The 16,396-nt window shown below is 66.9% G+C and carries 15 protein-coding genes; 8 read left to right on the forward strand and 7 right to left on the reverse strand.

Going from position 1 to position 16,396, the window contains the following annotated elements; genetic code table 11:
• Positions 1–6: 6 nt before the first annotated feature.
• From BLU29_RS00790 to BLU29_RS00815, 6 genes are read left to right on the forward strand one after another with little or no spacing between them, the layout of a single operon-like run.
• A complete protein-coding gene (locus BLU29_RS00790) occupies positions 7–1,815 on the forward strand; it encodes a NirA family protein (protein WP_091054682.1) in 1,809 nt (602 codons plus the stop codon).
• Positions 1,816–1,817: 2 nt separating this feature from the next.
• Positions 1,818–3,548, forward strand: a complete 1,731-nt coding sequence (locus tag BLU29_RS00795; protein ID WP_091054683.1) for a sulfite reductase subunit alpha — start codon at positions 1,818–1,820, stop codon at positions 3,546–3,548.
• Between the two features lies 1 nt (position 3,549).
• Positions 3,550–5,118, forward strand: a complete 1,569-nt coding sequence (locus BLU29_RS00800) for a DmsC/YnfH family molybdoenzyme membrane anchor subunit (protein WP_091054684.1) — start codon at positions 3,550–3,552, stop codon at positions 5,116–5,118.
• Positions 5,115–7,325: a molybdopterin oxidoreductase family protein gene (locus BLU29_RS00805; protein ID WP_091054685.1), complete on the forward strand. Its 2,211-nt coding sequence runs from the start codon at positions 5,115–5,117 to the stop codon at positions 7,323–7,325. Before BLU29_RS00800 ends, BLU29_RS00805 begins: the two co-directional genes overlap by 4 nt.
• Positions 7,322–7,807 (forward strand): MOSC domain-containing protein, encoded by a 486-nt coding sequence (locus tag BLU29_RS00810; protein WP_091054686.1) that lies wholly within the window; start codon positions 7,322–7,324, stop codon positions 7,805–7,807. The genes BLU29_RS00805 and BLU29_RS00810 overlap by 4 nt, the downstream gene beginning before the upstream one ends.
• Positions 7,804–8,424, forward strand: coding sequence for a molybdenum cofactor guanylyltransferase (locus BLU29_RS00815; protein ID WP_091054687.1), 621 nt, complete (start codon positions 7,804–7,806; stop codon positions 8,422–8,424). The genes BLU29_RS00810 and BLU29_RS00815 overlap by 4 nt, the downstream gene beginning before the upstream one ends.
• Here the strand turns inward: BLU29_RS00815 and ald are convergent.
• Positions 8,385–9,476, reverse strand: coding sequence for an alanine dehydrogenase (gene ald / locus BLU29_RS00820; RefSeq protein WP_091054688.1), 1,092 nt, complete (start codon positions 9,474–9,476; stop codon positions 8,385–8,387). The genes BLU29_RS00815 and ald overlap by 40 nt on opposite strands.
• A gap of 95 nt (positions 9,477–9,571) precedes the next feature.
• Positions 9,572–11,383, reverse strand: coding sequence for a DUF885 domain-containing protein (locus BLU29_RS00825; RefSeq protein ID WP_091054689.1), 1,812 nt, complete (start codon positions 11,381–11,383; stop codon positions 9,572–9,574).
• Between the two features lie 42 nt (positions 11,384–11,425).
• Here BLU29_RS00825 and BLU29_RS00830 point away from each other — a divergent pair, with 42 nt between their 5' ends.
• Positions 11,426–11,917 (forward strand): dihydrofolate reductase, encoded by a 492-nt coding sequence (locus BLU29_RS00830; RefSeq protein WP_091054690.1) that lies wholly within the window; start codon positions 11,426–11,428, stop codon positions 11,915–11,917.
• 234 nt (positions 11,918–12,151) lie between these two features.
• On the opposite strand, the gene BLU29_RS00835 is transcribed toward BLU29_RS00830, so the two are convergent.
• From BLU29_RS00835 to BLU29_RS00845, 4 genes are all read right to left on the reverse strand, one after another.
• Positions 12,152–13,231 (reverse strand): serine hydrolase domain-containing protein, encoded by a 1,080-nt coding sequence (locus BLU29_RS00835; protein WP_091054691.1) that lies wholly within the window; start codon positions 13,229–13,231, stop codon positions 12,152–12,154.
• 35 nt (positions 13,232–13,266) lie between these two features.
• Positions 13,267–13,794: a gamma carbonic anhydrase family protein gene (locus BLU29_RS00840; protein WP_091054692.1), complete on the reverse strand. Its 528-nt coding sequence runs from the start codon at positions 13,792–13,794 to the stop codon at positions 13,267–13,269.
• Between the two features lie 42 nt (positions 13,795–13,836).
• Positions 13,837–13,968 (reverse strand): hypothetical protein, encoded by a 132-nt coding sequence (locus BLU29_RS18650; protein ID WP_255401152.1) that lies wholly within the window; start codon positions 13,966–13,968, stop codon positions 13,837–13,839.
• A 160-nt stretch (positions 13,969–14,128) separates the two neighbouring features.
• Positions 14,129–15,388, reverse strand: a complete 1,260-nt coding sequence (locus BLU29_RS00845; protein WP_091054693.1) for a nucleoside transporter C-terminal domain-containing protein — start codon at positions 15,386–15,388, stop codon at positions 14,129–14,131.
• A gap of 252 nt (positions 15,389–15,640) precedes the next feature.
• On the opposite strand from BLU29_RS00845, the gene BLU29_RS00850 reads away from it, so the two are divergent.
• Positions 15,641–16,030: a hypothetical protein gene (locus BLU29_RS00850; protein WP_091054694.1), complete on the forward strand. Its 390-nt coding sequence runs from the start codon at positions 15,641–15,643 to the stop codon at positions 16,028–16,030.
• Positions 16,031–16,036: 6 nt separating this feature from the next.
• Here the strand turns inward: BLU29_RS00850 and BLU29_RS00855 are convergent, their stop codons facing one another.
• On the reverse strand, positions 16,037–16,396 hold the full coding sequence (locus BLU29_RS00855) for a DUF1318 domain-containing protein (protein ID WP_157693538.1): 360 nt from the start codon (positions 16,394–16,396) through the stop codon (positions 16,037–16,039).

Genomic DNA, 16,396 nt, shown 5'->3' on the forward strand with positions numbered 1-16,396 from the left:
CGACTGATGTCCGACACGCCCCACCATGCCGGCCTGCCCCCCGTAGCCTTGGCGAAGGAGGGTCCCTTCTCGCCCGAGCAGAAGGAGTATTTGCAGGGCTTCATGGCCGGGGTCTTGGCGAGCAGCGCTTTCGTCGGCACCAACGCGGCCGGTCAGCTGACGGCCGATGCCGCGACCGCCACGGGCGGCAATCTCGCCGCTCCCGAGGCCAGCTTCCACGGCACGCCGCTCGGCGACCTCTGCAAGGAGGAGCGCTGGAAATACGACGAGAACCCGCTTGACGCGTGGGAGCGCCTGCTGCGGCACGCCGACGAGGACAAGTTTCCCGATCCGGAGAACACCTACCGCTTCAAGTTCCACGGGCTCTTCTACGTCGCCCCGGCACAGGACAGCTTCATGCTCCGTCTGCGCGTGCCGGCCTGCGAAATCACGTCCGGGCAAAGCCACGGCCTCGCCGACCTCGCGCAGGAGTTCGGCGGCGGCTACCTGCACATCACCACCCGCGGCAACCTCCAGATCCGCGAGTTCAAGCCGCGCGACCTGATCCTGGTGCTGACCCGCATCCAGGAACTCGGGCTCACTTCCCGCGGTGCCGGCTGCGACAACATCCGCAACGTCACCGCCTCGCCCAATAGCGGCTTTGACCCGGGCGAGCTGCTCGACGTGCGCCCCTTCGCCAAGGGCCTGCATCACTACATCCTCAACCAGCGCGACCTCTACGGCCTGCCGCGCAAGTTCAACGTCGCCTTCGACAACGGTGGCAGCATCTCCGTCGCCGCCGCCACCAACGACATCGGCTTCATCGCCTGCCGCGTCACGGAGAAATCCCTCGCCGCGCTCGACCAGGCACCCGTGGCGCCCGGCGTCTACTTCCGCGTCCAGCTGGGCGGCATCACCGGCCACCTCGATTTCGCCCGCGACACCGGCCTGCTCGTCACCCCGGCACAAGCCGTGGCCGTCGCCGCCGCGATGATCCGCGTATTCGCGGACAACGGTGACCGCACCAACCGCAAGAAGGCGCGGCTCAAGTATCTGCTGGAGAAGTGGGGCGTGGAAAAGTTCCTCGAGGAAACCCAGACGAAACTCGCCTTCCCGCTTGTCCACCTGCCGCTCACGGCCTGCGAACCGCGCCGTCCCGTCCTCAAGCAGGGCTGGCTCGGCGTCCATCGCCAGACCCAGCGCGGCTTCAATTCCCTCGGCATCGGCGTTCCGGTCGGCCGCTTGAGCGCGAAGCACCTCCACGCCCTCGCCGACCTCGCCACCAATTACGGCAAGGGCGAGCTGCGTCTGACCGTCTGGCAGAGCGTGATCATCCCGCACCTGTCCGACGCCTTTGTTCACACGGCCCGCCGCGCGGTGCAGCGGCTCGGCTTCTTCACCGAGCCGCACAGCCTGGCGGGCGGTATCATTGCCTGCACCGGCAACCGCGGCTGCAAGTATTCCGCCGCCGACACCAAGGCCCACGCCGTCATCCTGCAAAAGCGCCTCGCCGCGCTCCCGGAGGACGCCCCGCCGCTCAACATCCACTTCACCGGCTGCCCGCACTCCTGCGCCCAGCACTATTGCGGCGATCTCGGCTTCGTGGCCACCAAGCTCACCGACGGCGACGAGGGCTACCATGTCGTCCTCGGCGGCGGCATGGACCACGAGCAGGGCATCGGCCGCGAGATCTTCCGCGGCGTCCGCGCAACCGAGATCAACCCGTTGGTTGAAAAAATCCTGGCGACCTACCAAGACCGCCGCCACTCGGGCGAAACCTTCGTCCAGTGGTCACGCCGCCACTCCGTCAAGGAACTGCAGGAATTCCTCTCCTGACCATGACCTCAGCTCCGCTCATCCCCGACACCGCACCCTTTACGCCCGAGCAGCGCGCCTGGCTCAACGGCTTCTTTGCCGGCGTTTTCTCCCGGGCGGCTGCCGCGCCGCAATCCGCCGCGGTGGTCGCCGCGGCCCTCCAACCCCTGACGATCCTCTTCGGTTCCCAGACCGGCACCGCCGAGGGTCTGGCCAAGAAGGCCGCCAAGGAGGCCGGCAAGCGTGGCTTCGCCGCCAGCATCCTCGACATGGCGCAGACTGACGCCGCGAAACTCGCCGCCGAGAAAAACGTGCTCGTCATCACCAGCACCTACGGCGATGGCGAACCGCCCGACAACGCCAAGACCCTCCACGCGGCGCTCAAGGCTGCCACCGGCACCTTGCTCGCCGCGTTGCGCTTCTCCGTCTGCTCGCTCGGCGACACCAACTACACGCTTTTCTGCCAATGCGGAAAGGACTTCGACGCCGCGCTGGAGAGACTCGGCGCCACCCGTGTCGCTCCCCGCGTGGACTGCGACCTCGATTATGAGGAGGCCTTCACCCAGTGGCTCGATGCTTCGCTCGCGGCGCTCGCACCTTCTGCTGTAGGAGGGGCTTTACGCCCCGAACAGGATCTTGAATCGCGGGATAAACCCGCTCCTACAGTTGAAGAGACTGCCTATTCCCGGAAGAATCCTTTTCCGGCGGCTGTCCTCACCGTCCGCAACCTGAACGGCGCCGGCTCCGCGAAGGAGGTGAACCATGTCGAATTCTCCCTCGAGGGTTCGGGCCTGGCCTATGCCGCCGGCGATGCCCTCGGGGTCTACCCGCAGAATTGCCCGGCGCTCGTGGCCGACGTGCTCGCTGCGCTCGGCTGCGACGGCGAAGAGGCCGTGCCGACGCCCGCGGGCGAACTGCCCCTGCGTCGCGCCCTGACCGAGTGCTACGATCTCGGCAAGCCGGCACCCGAGCTGCTCGCCCTCGTACCGGCGCTGGCCGGAGCGGCCCATGGCGCGCCCGTGCTGTTTCATGTCATCGACGCCCTGCTCGCCATCCCGGCCAAGCCGGCCGCCGCCGATTTCGTTCGCACGCTGAAGAAAATCCAGCCGCGGCTCTACTCCATCTCGTCCTCGCCCCAGGTCCACCCCGGCCAGGTGCATCTGACCGTCGGCGCCGTCCGCTATGAGAAGGACGGCCGCCCGCGCAAAGGTGCCTGCTCCGCGTTCCTGGCCGAACGCGCCCTGGCCGCCGGCAAGGTCGGCGTCTTCGTGCACTCCAACCCCGCCTTCCGGCCACCCGCGAATCCCGACACGCCCATGATCATGGTCGGTCCCGGCACGGGCATTGCCCCGTTCCGCGCGTTTCTTGCGGAACGCCGCGCCGCCGGGGCGAAGGGCAAAAACTGGCTCTTCTTCGGCGACCAGAAGGCTGCCAGCGATTTCCTCTATCGCGAGGAGCTGCTCGGCATGGAGGAGGCCGGCCTGCTCGCGCGGCTCGATCTCGCCTTTTCTCGCGACCAGGCCGAGAAAATCTATGTCCAGCAACGCATGCTGGAAAACGCCGCGGAGCTCTACGCCTGGCTCGAGGCCGGCGCGCACTTCTACGTTTGCGGCGACGCCTCGCGCATGGCGAAGGACGTCGACGCCGCCTTGCACAAGGTCATCGAGACTGCCGGCGGCAAGTCCCCGGCCGACGCCACGGCCTACGTCCAGTCGCTCAAGGCCGCCAAGCGCTATCAACGCGACGTCTACTGACATGGTCGCACCCCGCCAGCCCTTGGGAGATTTCCTCGCGGAGCTCCTGGCCGAGCAGGGCCAGTTGCAAACCCCCGTCACCCGCTTCTCCGCGGCGCCCAAACGCGAGCCGACCTACCGTGACCTGATCCCTTTGACCAAGCCCAGCCCGGGCGAGCAATACGCGTTCGAGGTCGATCTCGACTCGTGCAGCGGTTGCAAGGCCTGCGTCGTCGCCTGTCACGCCCTCAACGGGCTGGAGGACGACGAATCCTGGCGCGATGTCGGCCTCATCCACGGCGGCTCGCACGCCGCGCCGTTCCAACAGACGGTCACGACCGCCTGCCATCATTGCGCCGATCCCGGCTGCCTCAATGGCTGCCCGGTGCTCGCCTACGAGAAGGATCCCATCACCGGCATCGTGCGGCACCTCGATGACCAGTGCATCGGCTGCCAGTATTGCATCCTGAAGTGTCCCTACGATGTGCCGAAATACAGCGAGCGGCTCGGCATCGTCCGCAAGTGCGACATGTGCCACAATCGCCTGGCCGAGGGCGAAGCCCCGGCCTGCGTGCAGGCCTGTCCGACCGAGGCCATCAAGATCATCAAGATCGAGATCCATGTCGGAGCCGCGGTGCGCGTTGACACTTCCGCTTTCCTGCCCGGCGCGCCCGATCCGGCCTACACGCAGCCAACCACCCGCTACATCAGCCGCCAGCCGCTCCCCGAAAATGCGGCGGCCGCCGATGGGGCGGCGCTCCGGCCCCAGCCGCCGCACTGGCCGCTGGTCGCCCTGCTGATGCTGATGCCGATGGCCGTCGGGTGCGGCGTGGCCGACAAGGTCCTCGACCTGAAAACCCCGGCGCTGGCCGTATGCGGTTGGGTGGCCGGAGCCGCGGGCCTGGGTCTGGCCGCCTTGCATCTCGGTCAGCCGCTGCGGGCGTGGAAGGTCTTCCTCAACCTGCGCCGCAGCTGGTTCAGCCGCGAGGCCGTCGTCTTCGGCCTGTGGTTTCCCCTCGCCTCGGCCTACGTGGCGGTGCGCCTCGGCTGGCTGCCACTCGCAGCCGGCCCGCTGCGCTCCAGCCTCGCCGTGGGCACCGCCCTGCTGGGCACGCTGGGCCTGTTCTGCTCCGTGATGATCTACGCCGACACACAGCGGGCGTTCTGGTGCTTCGCCAACACCGCGCCACGTTTCTTCGGCACAGCGGTGATCCTCGGCCTGGCCGGAGCCCTCATTGCCCCCGGCGCGCCGCTCGCCCTCGGCTATTTGCTGGCGGCCGCCACCGCCCTGAAGCTCGCCTTCGAGGCGCGCGCCTTGACCCCGATCCAGGAGGAAGACGACGGCCCGTATCCGCCCGCCCGGCAGACCGCCCGGCTGCTCGTGGGTCCGCTGCGCCCGGTCAACGAACTGCGCGCGGTCGCCGGCCTGCTCGGCGGCATCCTCGTGCCCCTGATGGTGGCGACTGGTTCAGTGCCCCCGCGGGCGGCCTGGCTCGCCCTCGGCCTGACCCTGCTCGGCGAGCTGGCCGAACGCTACCTGTTCTTCCGGGCCGTTGACGCTCCGAAAATGCCGGGTAGCGTGCGCTCATGAAGGCGAAGATCGAGCAGCTGCTCCGCGCCCGCACCGGTCCGATGACCTGCGAACTGGTGCTGCGACCGGGCGACTTCGGCCTCGGTCGCGTCCCTTCCCGGCTGACGCCCGCCGGCACCGCCAGGTCCATCTGCGGTTTTTGCAGCACCGGCTGCTCGCTCAAGATTCACCTGAACCGGAAAGGCGAGGCCATCAACCTCACGGCCGACCCCGACTATCCCGTCAACCTCGGCATGGCCTGCCCCAAGGGCTGGGAGGCACTCACGCCACTCGCTGCCTCCGATCGCGCCACCTCACCGCTGCTGCGCAACCCGGCGGCCGGCCGGCTTGGGCCGGTGTCGTGGGAACGCGCGCTGGCGGCCTTCGTCGAAAATTTCCAGGGCGTCCAGCGACGCCACGGGCCGCACGCCCTCGCCTTCCTCAGCACCGGGCAGATCGTGATGGAGGAGATGGCGCTGCTCGGCGCGCTGGCGAAGTTCGGCATGGGCATGCTGCACGTGGACTCCAACACCCGGCAGTGCATGGCCACCTCGCATGTCGCCTACAAGCAGTCGTTCGGCTTCGACGCCCCGCCCTTCACCTACGCCGACTTCGAGGAGAGCGACGTGCTGGTGTTTGTCGGCGCCAACCCCTGCATCGCCCACCCCATCATGTGGCAGCGGGTGATAATGAACAAACGCAACCCGACCATCATCGTCATCGACCCGCGCAAGACCGAGACCGCCATGCTCGCCGCGCAGCACCTGGCCCTGCGCCCCAAGGGCGACCTGCCCCTGCTCTACGGCCTGGCCCGCCAGCTGATCCAGTTGGGCGCCGTGAAGCGCGATTACCTCGCGGCCCACACGACCGGCTTCGCCGAGTTCGAGCAGTTCGTGGCCGGGTTCACCCTGGAGCGCACCGCGGCCGAGAGCGGCGTGCCGGTGGCCGACCTCGTGCGCTGCGCCGAAAGCATCGCGCGCGGCGAACGCGTGTCGTTCTGGTGGACCATGGGCGTCAACCAGAGCCACGAGGCCACGCGCACGGCGCAGGCCATCATCAACCTCGCGCTGATGACCGGCAACATCGGCCGGCCCGGCACCGGCGCCAACTCCATCACCGGCCAGTGCAACGCGATGGGTTCGCGCCTGTTTGGCAACGCGACCTCCCTGCTCGGCGGCTATGATTTCGCCAGTGCCCCGCACCGAGCGCATGTCGCCGGCATCCTCGGGATCGACACCGCCCGCATCCCGGCGGAGAAGAGCTGGGCCTACGATGAGATCATTGACGGCATCGAGCGCGGCGACATCCGCGGACTGTGGGTCATCGCCACCAACACGGCGCACTCCTGGATCAACTCGGGCCGCTTCGCCGCGATCCGGGCCAAGCTCGATTTCCTCGTCGTGCAGGACATGTATGCCACCACCGAGACGGCCCGGATGGCGGACCTGGTTCTGCCCGCCGCCGGCTGGGGCGAGAAGGACGGCGTGTTCATCAACAGCGAACGCCGGCTCGGCGTCACCCGCAAGGTCGCCCGCGCGCCCGGCGCCGCGCTGAGCGATTTCGCCATCTTTCAGCTCGTGGCCGAGGCCTGGGGCTGCCGGGACATGTTCCGTGCCTGGAGTTCGCCTGCGGCCGCATTCGGGCTGCTCAAGCAGCTCTCCCGCGGCCAGCCGTGTGATTTCTCCGGCATCCGGGACTACGCCCAGATCGAGGAGGCCGGCGGCATCCAGTGGCCCTATCCCGAGGCGCGCGAACCGCGGCCGGCGGACAGGGAACGCCGGTTGTTCAGCGACGGGGGATTCTTCACGCCCGACGGCCGGGCCCGGTTTCATTTCGACGAGCCCCGCCCGATGCCCGAGCCGACCGATGCGGAGTATCCCCTGATCCTGATGACCGGCCGCGGCAGTTCCGCCCAGTGGCACACCGGGTCGCGCACTGACAAGAGCGCCATCCTGCGCAAGCTCGCGCCGAACGCCCTCCACGTCGAGATCAACCCGGCCGACGCGGCGCCGCGGGGGATAGCGGACGGGGCGCGTGTGGCGGTCCGCTCGCGCCGGGCCTCGATCGAGGCCGTCGCCTTCGTCACCGCCGTCGTCCAGCCGGGCACGGTGTTCATGCCGATGCACTTTCCCGAGGTGAACAAGCTTACCTTCCCCGCCTACGACCCGCACTCGCGCCAGCCGAGCTACAAGGCCTGTGCCGTGGCGATCAAACCTTTGGCTTCATGAACACCCCGGTTGCCACCAGCCTCCTGCTCCACCGGATCTATATTTCCGCCGGGCACAGCTATGTCGGCCGTCACGGGCTCGGCTCGGTGCCGCGGATCATCGAGGAAGTGGACACCGTCGAGTGCGTCGCCGACCGCGGGCTGCGCGGCGACCGGTTCTTTGACCACAAGGAAAACTACAAGGGTCAGGTCACGTTGTTCTCCGTCGAGGTGTTCGCGGCGCTCTGCACCGCGCTCAACCTACCGCGCGCCCGACCGGCCGTGTTGCGCCGCAACCTGCTGGTCGGTGGCATGAACCTGAACGAGCTGATCGGCCGGCCATTCGAGCTGCAGGGCGTGCTGCTCGAGGGCACGGAGGAATGCCGGCCGTGCCACTGGATGGACGAGGCGCTCGGCCCGGGCGCCGAGGCTTGGCTGCGCGGACGCGGCGGCTTGCGCTGCCGCATCCTCACGGACGGTTGGCTGCGGAGGGACGGCGCATGAAACCCGGCGAGTTCACCGGGGCCGTCATGGCCGGCGGTCAATCCCGGCGCATGGGCCAGGACAAGGCCCTTCTTGTTCTCGATGGCGAAGCGCTCTGGTTGCGCCAAGCCCGCGTGCTCCGCGAGGCCGGAGCCGGCGTGGTCGGCGTGGTCCGCCAGCGCGAGCAGGCGCCACTCGCCCTGCCCCCCGATATTCATCTCTGGCACGACGCCGTGATCGGGGCCGGGCCGCTGGCCGGCCTGCATGCCGCGCTCACCGCGGGTGAGACCGAATGGCTGGCGGTGCTCGCCACCGACATGCCGCGCATCGACGCCGGCTGGTTCCACTGGCTGGGCACGTTCTGCCGGCCCGGTTGTGGCGCCATGGCGCGGCCGGCAGCGGGCCACGAGCCCTTGGCGGCCATCTATCCGCGCGCGGCCCTGGGGGAGGTCACCCGCCGATTGGAGGGAGGCCAGCGGTCACTGCATCCGCTGGCGGACGCTTTGATCGCGGCGGGGCGGCTGACGAGCGTGACCCTGCCAGCCACCGAGTTCTGGCGGGTGGCGAACTGGAACACGCCGACCGAGATCGGCGCCGGTTACGAGTCGAAGCCGACGGCCTTGGCGACGGCGTCGTAGGTGATACGGCCGTTGCGGGTGTTCACGCCCTTGGCCAGGCCCTTGTGCTCGCTCAGCGCACGCTCGACACCCTTCTGCACCATCATGGCAACGAACGGCTCGGTGGCCTGGGTCAGGCCCATCGTCGAGGTGCGGCCGACCAACGCCGGCATGTTGGGCACCGCGTAATGGATGACGCCGTGCTCCTTGTAGGTCGGCTTCGTGTGGGAGGTGGGCTTGATGGTCTCGATGCAGCCACCCTGGTCGATGGCGATGTCGCAGATCACGCTGCCGGGGCGCATCTGGGCGACCATCTTCCCGGAGACGACGATCGGGGCCTTGGCGGCGGGGATGAGCACGGCGCCGATGAGCAGGTCGGCGTCGGCGACGGCGTGCTCGATGTTGGCAGGGTTGGACATGAGGGTGACGATCCGGCCGCGATACTCGGTGTCGAGGACCTCGAGCTTGCGGGTGTCGAGGTCGAGCACGGTCACGCGCGCGCCCATGCCCGCGGCCATCTGCACGGCGTGTGCGCCGGAGTTGCCCGCGCCGACCACGACCACGTGGCCGGGCATCGTGCCGGGGATGCCCCCGAGGAGGACGCCGGAGCCGCCGAGTTGGGACTGGAGGAAGTAGGCGCCGATCTGGATCGAGAGCCGACCGGCAATCTGGGACATCGGCTTGAGCAGCGGGAACTGGCCGTCACCGCCCTCGACCGTCTCGTAGGCGATGCCCAGGATGCTTTTCCGGCACAGCTCCTTTGCCAGCGTCGGACCCGCGGCGAGGTGCAGGTAGGTGAAGATGGTCTGGCCCTGCTGCATGAGGTCGTATTCGGCCTCGAGCGGCTCCTTGACCTTGAGGATCATGTCGGCGGTTTTCCAGACCTTCGCCGCCGTGGGGGCGAAGGTGGCGCCGGCGGCCTTGTATTCGTCATCGGTGAAGCCGGCGGTAAGCCCGGCCCCTTTTTCCAACAGCACCTTCCCGCCGAGCGCGGTCACGCGCCGGCAGAGGCTGGGGGTCATCGAGACGCGGGTTTCACCAATCTTAATTTCGCGGGGAACGCCGATAATCATAGGGGGGTTAGGACACGGGGTTTCCCGGCCGCATGCAATCCTGTAGCAGCGGTCTGCGACCGCCGTTTGGCGTATTCGGCGGTCATGGACCGCCGCTACAGTTTTTGCTTGGCCACCCAATCCTTAATGTGCTCGTCCAGCACACTTAGGGGAACCGCGCCGTTCTTCAGCACCTCGTCATGAAAGAGGCGCACATCGAACTTCTTGCCCAGTTCCTGCGTGGCGTAGGCGCGCAGTTCCTTGATTTTCAGCTCCCCAAGCTTGTAGGCCAGTGCCTGGCCGGGCCACACGATGTAGCGGTCGATTTCGACGACAATGTCGTGCTCCGACTTGCTGGAGTTGGCCTTGAAGTAATCGATGGCCTGCTGGCGCGACCAGCCGAGCGCATGCATGCCGGTGTCGGTCACGAGCCGGATCGCGCGCCAGATCTCGAAGGTCAGCTGGCCGAACTTGTCGTAGGGATCGGTGTAGAAACCCATCTCCTCGCCGAGGCTCTCGGAATAAAGCCCCCACCCCTCGACGAACGCCGTGTAACCGCCGTATTTCCGGAAGTCCGGCAGGTCGCCCATCTCCTGGGCGAGCGAGATCTGCAGGTGGTGGCCGGGCACGGCCTCATGCAGGGTCAGCGGCTGCATTTCCCATTTCGGCCGCGTGTTCAGGGCGTAGGTGTTGGCATAGAAATAACCGGGCCGGCCCGTCTCCGGCGCTCCGCCGTTGTAGTAAGCGGTGGTCTGCGACTTCTCGGCATAGGCCGGCACCTCGATCACACCATAGGGCAGGCGCGGCAGGGTCTTGAACAGCTTGGCCAGCTGGGGGTCGGCGCGCTTCGCGATGTCGCGATAGGCGCGCATCAAGTCCTCCTTGTTGGTGAAAAAGAATTTCGGGTCGGTCTGCAGGTAGGTGAAAAACTCCGGCATCGTGCCCTTGAAGCCGGTCTGGTCCTTGATCTTTTCCATCTCCGCCCGGATCCGCTTCACCTCCGCGAGGCCGATCTCGTGGATTTTTTGCGCGGTCAGGTCGGTCGAGGTCTGCGTCTTGATGCGCCACGCATAATAGGCCGCTCCATCCGGCAATGCGGACGCGGCGATGGTCTGGCGCGCGCCCGGCAGATATTTCGTGGTGATGAACTGTTCCAGCCGCTGGAACGCCGGCCGCACCTGCTCGGCGTAGCTCTTGGCCGCCGCGGCGCGCAGCCGGGTGCCCGCCTCGCCCGGCACGGTCGGCGGCAGGTCGTTGAAGCCGGCCAGCAGCGGACTCTTGAACGCCTCCTCGGGAATCTGGGCGTGCACCTGCTCCGGCACATCCCGCAGCGTGATCTGCGGCGGCGTGAAGCCGTGCTTCAGGCCCTCTTCCAGCAGCGCGATGACCTGGTCCACCTCGGCCGGCAGCGCCTGCAACCGCGCCAGCTGGTTCTCCAGCTGCCCGGAGGTCTGGTTGGGCATCATGCTGAAAAGCTGCGCGGCGTCCTGCTGGATGCCGCCGAGTTGGGTGACTTGGTAATACTCCGTGGGGAAGCGATTGCCCTCGAGCGCCTCCGCCGCCTGGCGTTTGAACAGGTCGAAGTTGACCTGGTCCGCCGGCGTCAGCTGCGCGCGATCGATGGTCGCGAGCACCCGCAGTTCCTCGCCGGGCAACTGGCGGCGGGCGGCGATGGCGGCGGGCGAGAGGTCCGTCCATTTCATGTCGTAACCGGGGACGCCCAGGTAGGTCGCCAGCTCGGGGGAGACCTCCAGGGTGATGGCCCAGTCGACCTTGAAGAGCTCGTGCAACCGGGCCGCCTCGGGGGTTTTGCCTTTGGTCGCGACGACGGCCTCGTAACGCGCGACAAAGTCATCGGCTCGCACCGACACAAAAAAAGCGGCCCCGAAACCGAGAGCCGCCGCCAGAAAACGAAGTTTGCTACGCATGCGATCGAGCCTTGGACTCCGGGGCCCTGACGCAACACCGCAATGCCCAAGCCGCTCAACCTGATTGTCGCCTGCGCCGAAAACCGCGTCATGGGCCGCGCCGGCCGGCTGCCCTTCCATATCCCGGAGGACAAGGCCTGGTTCCACGCCAAGACCGCCGGCCAGACCGTCGTGCTCGGCCGGATCGGTTTCGCGAGCTGGTCCAAAGCGCTCGCCGATGGCCGCCAGCCCGTGGTGATCACCCGCGACCAATCGCTGGCGTCGGATCGCGTGCGCCTCGCCGGCACTGTCGCCGAGGCCTTGGCCATCGCGCAGACCCTGCCCGGCGAAATCATGATCTGCGGCGGCCAACGGATTTATGAGGAGACGCTGCCAATCGCCGACCGTCTCCTGCTGACGCTCGTGCATGCCGAGGTTCCGGGCGACACCTGGTTCCCCGAATGGCGGCACCTGCCCTGGCGCGAGTCGTGGCGGAAGGAAAGCCGCGACGCGAACTACCGGTATACCTTCAGCGTGCTGGAGCGCGTTCCCTAATCACGGCGTTCTGGTCCCGCGCGGGCCCGGGCCATTTAATGCAGGGCGAACGCCATGATTTCCCCGCGCCATCGCGCTCTAACCAGATCTCCGCCTTCACACCGGTGATGCTGTAGCGGCGGGCGGCCGCAGCTTAAGGCGCGACTGGTTGGTGGCCTGCAGGAACAGCGGCTTGCCGTCCGCGGTGATTGCCATGACGAAAGATGCCGTGAACGGATAGCTGCCCGGAAACTCTCACTCGGGCCGCTTCTCCACGGGGACGGTGGAGGCGTTGGGCGGTGGCATCTGCCCCGCCAGCAGGTTGAAACCCAGCGATTCCAGGCTGTGGGATTGATTCGCGAGAATCACTATGCCGGTCTTCCTGGCTGGATTGAGCGCAACAAAGCTCCGGTAGCCGCCCGTGGCCCCATTATGCCAGATCAGCGTGGAGTCGTCGCGCCGTTCAATCTGCCAGGCGAGACCAATCTGCCGCGTGGGAACATAACCTGACACCCGCGGACGCAATGTTTCCGCCAGCACCGCCTGCAAGGGCGTGGTTCTCAGCCCGAGGCAGGCTTGCACGAATTTCGCCAGGTCCCGACTGGTTGAAACCATCGCCAGGGCGGGAGCGTAAGCGTTCAGATCCCAGTGCACGATCATCCCGGCCTTGTTATGGCCCGGCGCCAGGCGGGCGGCGCCGGCTTCGCGCCAGGAAATAACCGTGTCATTGAGTTCCAGCGGCCTCAACACCCGTTCCTTCAGCAAGTCGGCATACGACTTCCCCCAGGCGCTGGCCAGGGCCTGGCCAAGGACCGCAAAACTGAGATTCGAATTGAACAGCCCCGGGCCCGGTTTCGCCGTCGGCGCAACCGACGCAAATAATTCCAGCAGCGACGTCAGTGTCTCCCCCGCATAGGGATTGGGCAAATCGTAACCGATTTTGTCCGCATACGTGAGCGGCAGTCCCGCGGTGTGGGTGGCAAGCTGCAGATAAGTAACCCGACTGGGGGCGAAGGGCGGTCCGACCGGCGCCTCCAACAACACCTTGCCCGCCTGAACCGCATCGGCGAGCAGCACGGCCGTGAATACCTTGGTGATTGAGCCGATCTCGAACTGCGTATCGGGCGTGATCGCGGAAACTCCGGCCGCGTCGTCCAATTTACCGGCGTTATAAAAGGTGACGCCGTCGGCATTCACATAGGCAATCACAATGCCGCCCGGTCGCTGCTCCAGCCATTTTTGGAGCGTCTCATCAAGGTTGGCCGGTATGGCGGCTTGCACCGCCCCGGCCGCGCTGAAAACGGCGAGAGACAAACCGGGGAGAAATTGGCCCATGGGTAAAAAGCGGAATAGGCAGATGCCGGGCGACGCTAAGCTCGCAGAGCGGCGTGGGCTTTGGCGACCTCAATATATTTCTCCGCCCAGCCACGCAGCCCCAGCAGCTCCGGCCCGGCCAGCGGACGGACCACCTTGGCCGGTGAACCAAGAATCATTGATCCCGGCGGCGCGACAAAACGCTGCGTCACCAGCGAGTTCGCCCCGACGATGCAGTGATCGCCGATCTTCGCGCCGTCCATGATGGTGGCCCCCATGCCGATCAGGCACTCGTCGCCGACCTCGCAAGCATGAATGATGGCGCTGTGGCCGATGGTGCAGTAACGGCCGACCTTGACGCCATGGTCGTCCGCCAGGTGGACCATCGTCAGGTCTTGGATATTGGTGCCCTCCCCGATCTCGATCGAGTTGATGTCACCGCGCAGCACGCAGCCATACCACACGCTGCTGTGGGCTCCAAGACTCACGTCGCCGAGCACCGTCGCGTTCGCCGCGACAAAGGCGGCCCGCGCCGTGTCGGGTTTCTTGCCGAGATGCCGCGCCAGCCGCTGCTTGAGATCCATGCGCGGACTCTAGCCGGAGTTGGTCCGGCGCCAAGCATGCAGTCAGTGGCCGGGTTTGGGTGGCAGCGATTTGCCGCCGGCCAGCCAGACGAGCAGCCCCAAACCGCAGACGACGCCCACCGCGAGCGCCGCCGTCAGTCCGCCGAGCATCATAATGAGATCGATTAGGTTCATGTTGGTGGTGGCCCGTTGGTGAGACGATGAATCCCGCGGGACGTTACCAGCCAGTGCAAACCGGCCCGCGCGCGGCCGGCTTGAGGGCTTTTACCAGATCTTCAATCCCCTCAGGCAAAGCCTGTAGCGAGACTAGGGCGCGGCCTTATCCGCGCGCCGTTCAGATGATGATGCCGGCCAAGGTCGCCGAGAGATACGAGGCGAGCGTGCCGCAAAGGAGGGCCTTCAGGCCGAGCTTGGCCAGGTCAGTGCGACGCTCGGGCGCGAGGGCGCCGATGCCGCCGATCTGCATGCCGACGCTGCTGAAATTGGCGAAGCCGCAGATGGCGATGCTGAGGATGAGCAAGCCCTTCTCCGTGACAATCGGCACCCGGTGCGTGGTCAGGTTCTGGAAGGCCACGAATTCGTTGATCGTCAGCTTCTGGCCGAGCAGCGTCGCCACATTGTTGATGTCCTCGGAAGGCACGCCCATCGCCCAGGCCATCGGGTAGAAGAATTTGCCGAAGATCCAGTTCAAGGTGAGGTCGAAGCCCGGGTTGAACAGGTGGCCGATGGCAACCAGGATCCAGTCGATGCAGGCGATGACGGCGATGAACCCGATGAGCATGGCGATGACGTTCATCGCGATCTTGAAGCCGTCCCCCGCCCCGTGCGACACGGCGTCGATCACGTTGCTGTAGCCGCTCTTCACCTCGAGCTTCACCGTGCCCATTGTCTGGCTCTCCTGCGTCTCGGGGAAGACGATCTTGGCGATGACCAGCGCGCCCGGCGCGGCCATCAGCGAGGCGGTGATCAGCTTGGGGGCGAGGTCCATGCCAGCCGCGGCGCCCATGTTGGCGTAGACGACCAGGATGCCGCCGGCGATGCAGGCGAGGCTGCCGCTCATCGAGGCGAGCAGCTCGCTGTTGGTCATGCCCGCGAGGTAAGGCCGGATCATCACCTGCGCCTCCACCTGGCCGACAAAGGCGCTGGCGACGTTGCTCAGCGCCTCCGCGCCGCTGACCCGCATGACAAAGTTCATCGCCCGGGCGATGATCGCCACCACCCGCTGCATGATGCCGAAGTGGTAGAGGATGGCCACCAGCGCGCAGACCAGGATGATGGTTGCCGTGACGTTGAAGGCGAAGACGAAGCCGCCGGCGAGGTAGTTGCCGGTTTGGCCGAACTGATCCACGATGATGCCGCCGTAGACGAAGGCCGCGCCCTGCCGGGCGAACTCCTCGAGCTTGCCCATGCCATGGCCAAGGATGGAAAAGAACCGCGCCACCGGCCCGACCTTGAAGATCAGGAGGGCGATCACCACCTGCAGCGCGATGCCGGTGCCCACGAGCCGCCAGTTGATGCGTGAGCGGTTGTTCGAAAACAGGATCGCAATGCCGAGGATGAAGGCGACGCCGAGCAAACCATGTAGACGGTCCATAGAGGGGATTGGGGTGTAGGTTGCGCGGACACTGCGCAAGCCGGCCCGTGAATTCAACCCCGATAGTGGCCGGCCGGCCCACCCGGCGCCCAACTCCAGGGTTGAAACCGCCCCGGTCGCCGGGCTTTAGTCGTCCCGATGCCGTTGCGAAGTTTCTCCCTCCCTCTGCTGGCTGCCCTGCTGCTCGCCGGTTGCACCAGCGCTCCGGCTCCTGCCGGCAAACTGGCACCTGCGGCCGCGCCAACCGGTCCGGTGCCCGCCGGCCCCGCGAAGGTCGCACTGCCGCCCGCCAGCATCCGCGGTTCGCAAGAGTCGAGCACGCTGCTCGACAACTTCACCGCGTTCATCATCGCGGTGGACGGACGGGCCGTGACCGTCGGGCGCAAAGGTTGGAACCAGCCGGTGTCACTCACCGCGGGCCAGCATCGCCTGGCGGTCGAATTCAACCGCGGGGTCTTTATCGCGCGCACCGAGCTGCCGCTGGACGCCAAATCCGGCGCCGCCTACGAGCTTCGGTACGCCAGCGACGCCCAGGTCTATGGCGGGCACTCCTACTGCGAATTCTGGGTCGTGGACCTCGCCACGGGCGAAAAGGCCACGGCCGTCAAGCGCATCGGGCTCAGCAACGTGAAAGGCGGCTGAAGCCGCCTATTTCTTCTTCCACGCGCCGGACTCATCCTGCAGCCAGACGCCAGGCTTGCTGTTCGCGGCGATCTGCTTGGCGCGGGCCCGGGCGACCGAATCGGAGGAGGCGCCGGTCTCCTTGGCAATGAGGGCATAGACCGCCTCGCGGTCGCGGTTCTCGTCGGATACCACGCTGCCGGAGCCGGGCTTGCGCTCCTCGAGGAGGCCGCGGTTGTTCTCCCCGAGGATTTCCCGGGCTTTGAACGCATCGATCTGCGGCAGGCGTTGTTCCATGCGATGGCGGATGTCGGCCGCGGTTTCGGCGAAGGCCGTGACCGTCAGCAGGCAGAGGGCGGCAAACAGGGTGCAGAGTCGGGTTTTCAT

This window comes from Opitutus sp. GAS368, from assembly GCF_900104925.1.
Taxonomy (GTDB): Bacteria; Verrucomicrobiota; Verrucomicrobiia; order Opitutales; family Opitutaceae; genus Lacunisphaera.

What these genes read in the sequence shown, in the direction of transcription:
- BLU29_RS00795 (WP_091054683.1), top strand. Translation starts at nt 1,818, where the DNA reads ATGACCTCAGCTCCGCTCATCCCCGACACCGCACCCTTTACGCCCGAG.
- BLU29_RS00855 (WP_157693538.1), bottom strand. Translation starts at nt 16,396, where the DNA reads ATGAAAACCCGACTCTGCACCCTGTTTGCCGCCCTCTGCCTGCTGACG.
- BLU29_RS18650 (WP_255401152.1), bottom strand. Translation starts at nt 13,968, where the DNA reads ATGAACCTAATCGATCTCATTATGATGCTCGGCGGACTGACGGCGGCG.
- BLU29_RS00845 (WP_091054693.1), bottom strand. Translation starts at nt 15,388, where the DNA reads ATGGACCGTCTACATGGTTTGCTCGGCGTCGCCTTCATCCTCGGCATT.
- BLU29_RS00840 (WP_091054692.1), bottom strand. Translation starts at nt 13,794, where the DNA reads ATGGATCTCAAGCAGCGGCTGGCGCGGCATCTCGGCAAGAAACCCGAC.
- ald (WP_091054688.1), bottom strand. Translation starts at nt 9,476, where the DNA reads ATGATTATCGGCGTTCCCCGCGAAATTAAGATTGGTGAAACCCGCGTC.
- BLU29_RS00835 (WP_091054691.1), bottom strand. Translation starts at nt 13,231, where the DNA reads ATGGGCCAATTTCTCCCCGGTTTGTCTCTCGCCGTTTTCAGCGCGGCC.
- BLU29_RS00800 (WP_091054684.1), top strand. Translation starts at nt 3,550, where the DNA reads ATGGTCGCACCCCGCCAGCCCTTGGGAGATTTCCTCGCGGAGCTCCTG.
- BLU29_RS00825 (WP_091054689.1), bottom strand. Translation starts at nt 11,383, where the DNA reads ATGCGTAGCAAACTTCGTTTTCTGGCGGCGGCTCTCGGTTTCGGGGCC.
- BLU29_RS00830 (WP_091054690.1), top strand. Translation starts at nt 11,426, where the DNA reads ATGCCCAAGCCGCTCAACCTGATTGTCGCCTGCGCCGAAAACCGCGTC.
- BLU29_RS00790 (WP_091054682.1), top strand. Translation starts at nt 7, where the DNA reads ATGTCCGACACGCCCCACCATGCCGGCCTGCCCCCCGTAGCCTTGGCG.
- BLU29_RS00810 (WP_091054686.1), top strand. Translation starts at nt 7,322, where the DNA reads ATGAACACCCCGGTTGCCACCAGCCTCCTGCTCCACCGGATCTATATT.
- BLU29_RS00805 (WP_091054685.1), top strand. Translation starts at nt 5,115, where the DNA reads ATGAAGGCGAAGATCGAGCAGCTGCTCCGCGCCCGCACCGGTCCGATG.
- BLU29_RS00815 (WP_091054687.1), top strand. Translation starts at nt 7,804, where the DNA reads ATGAAACCCGGCGAGTTCACCGGGGCCGTCATGGCCGGCGGTCAATCC.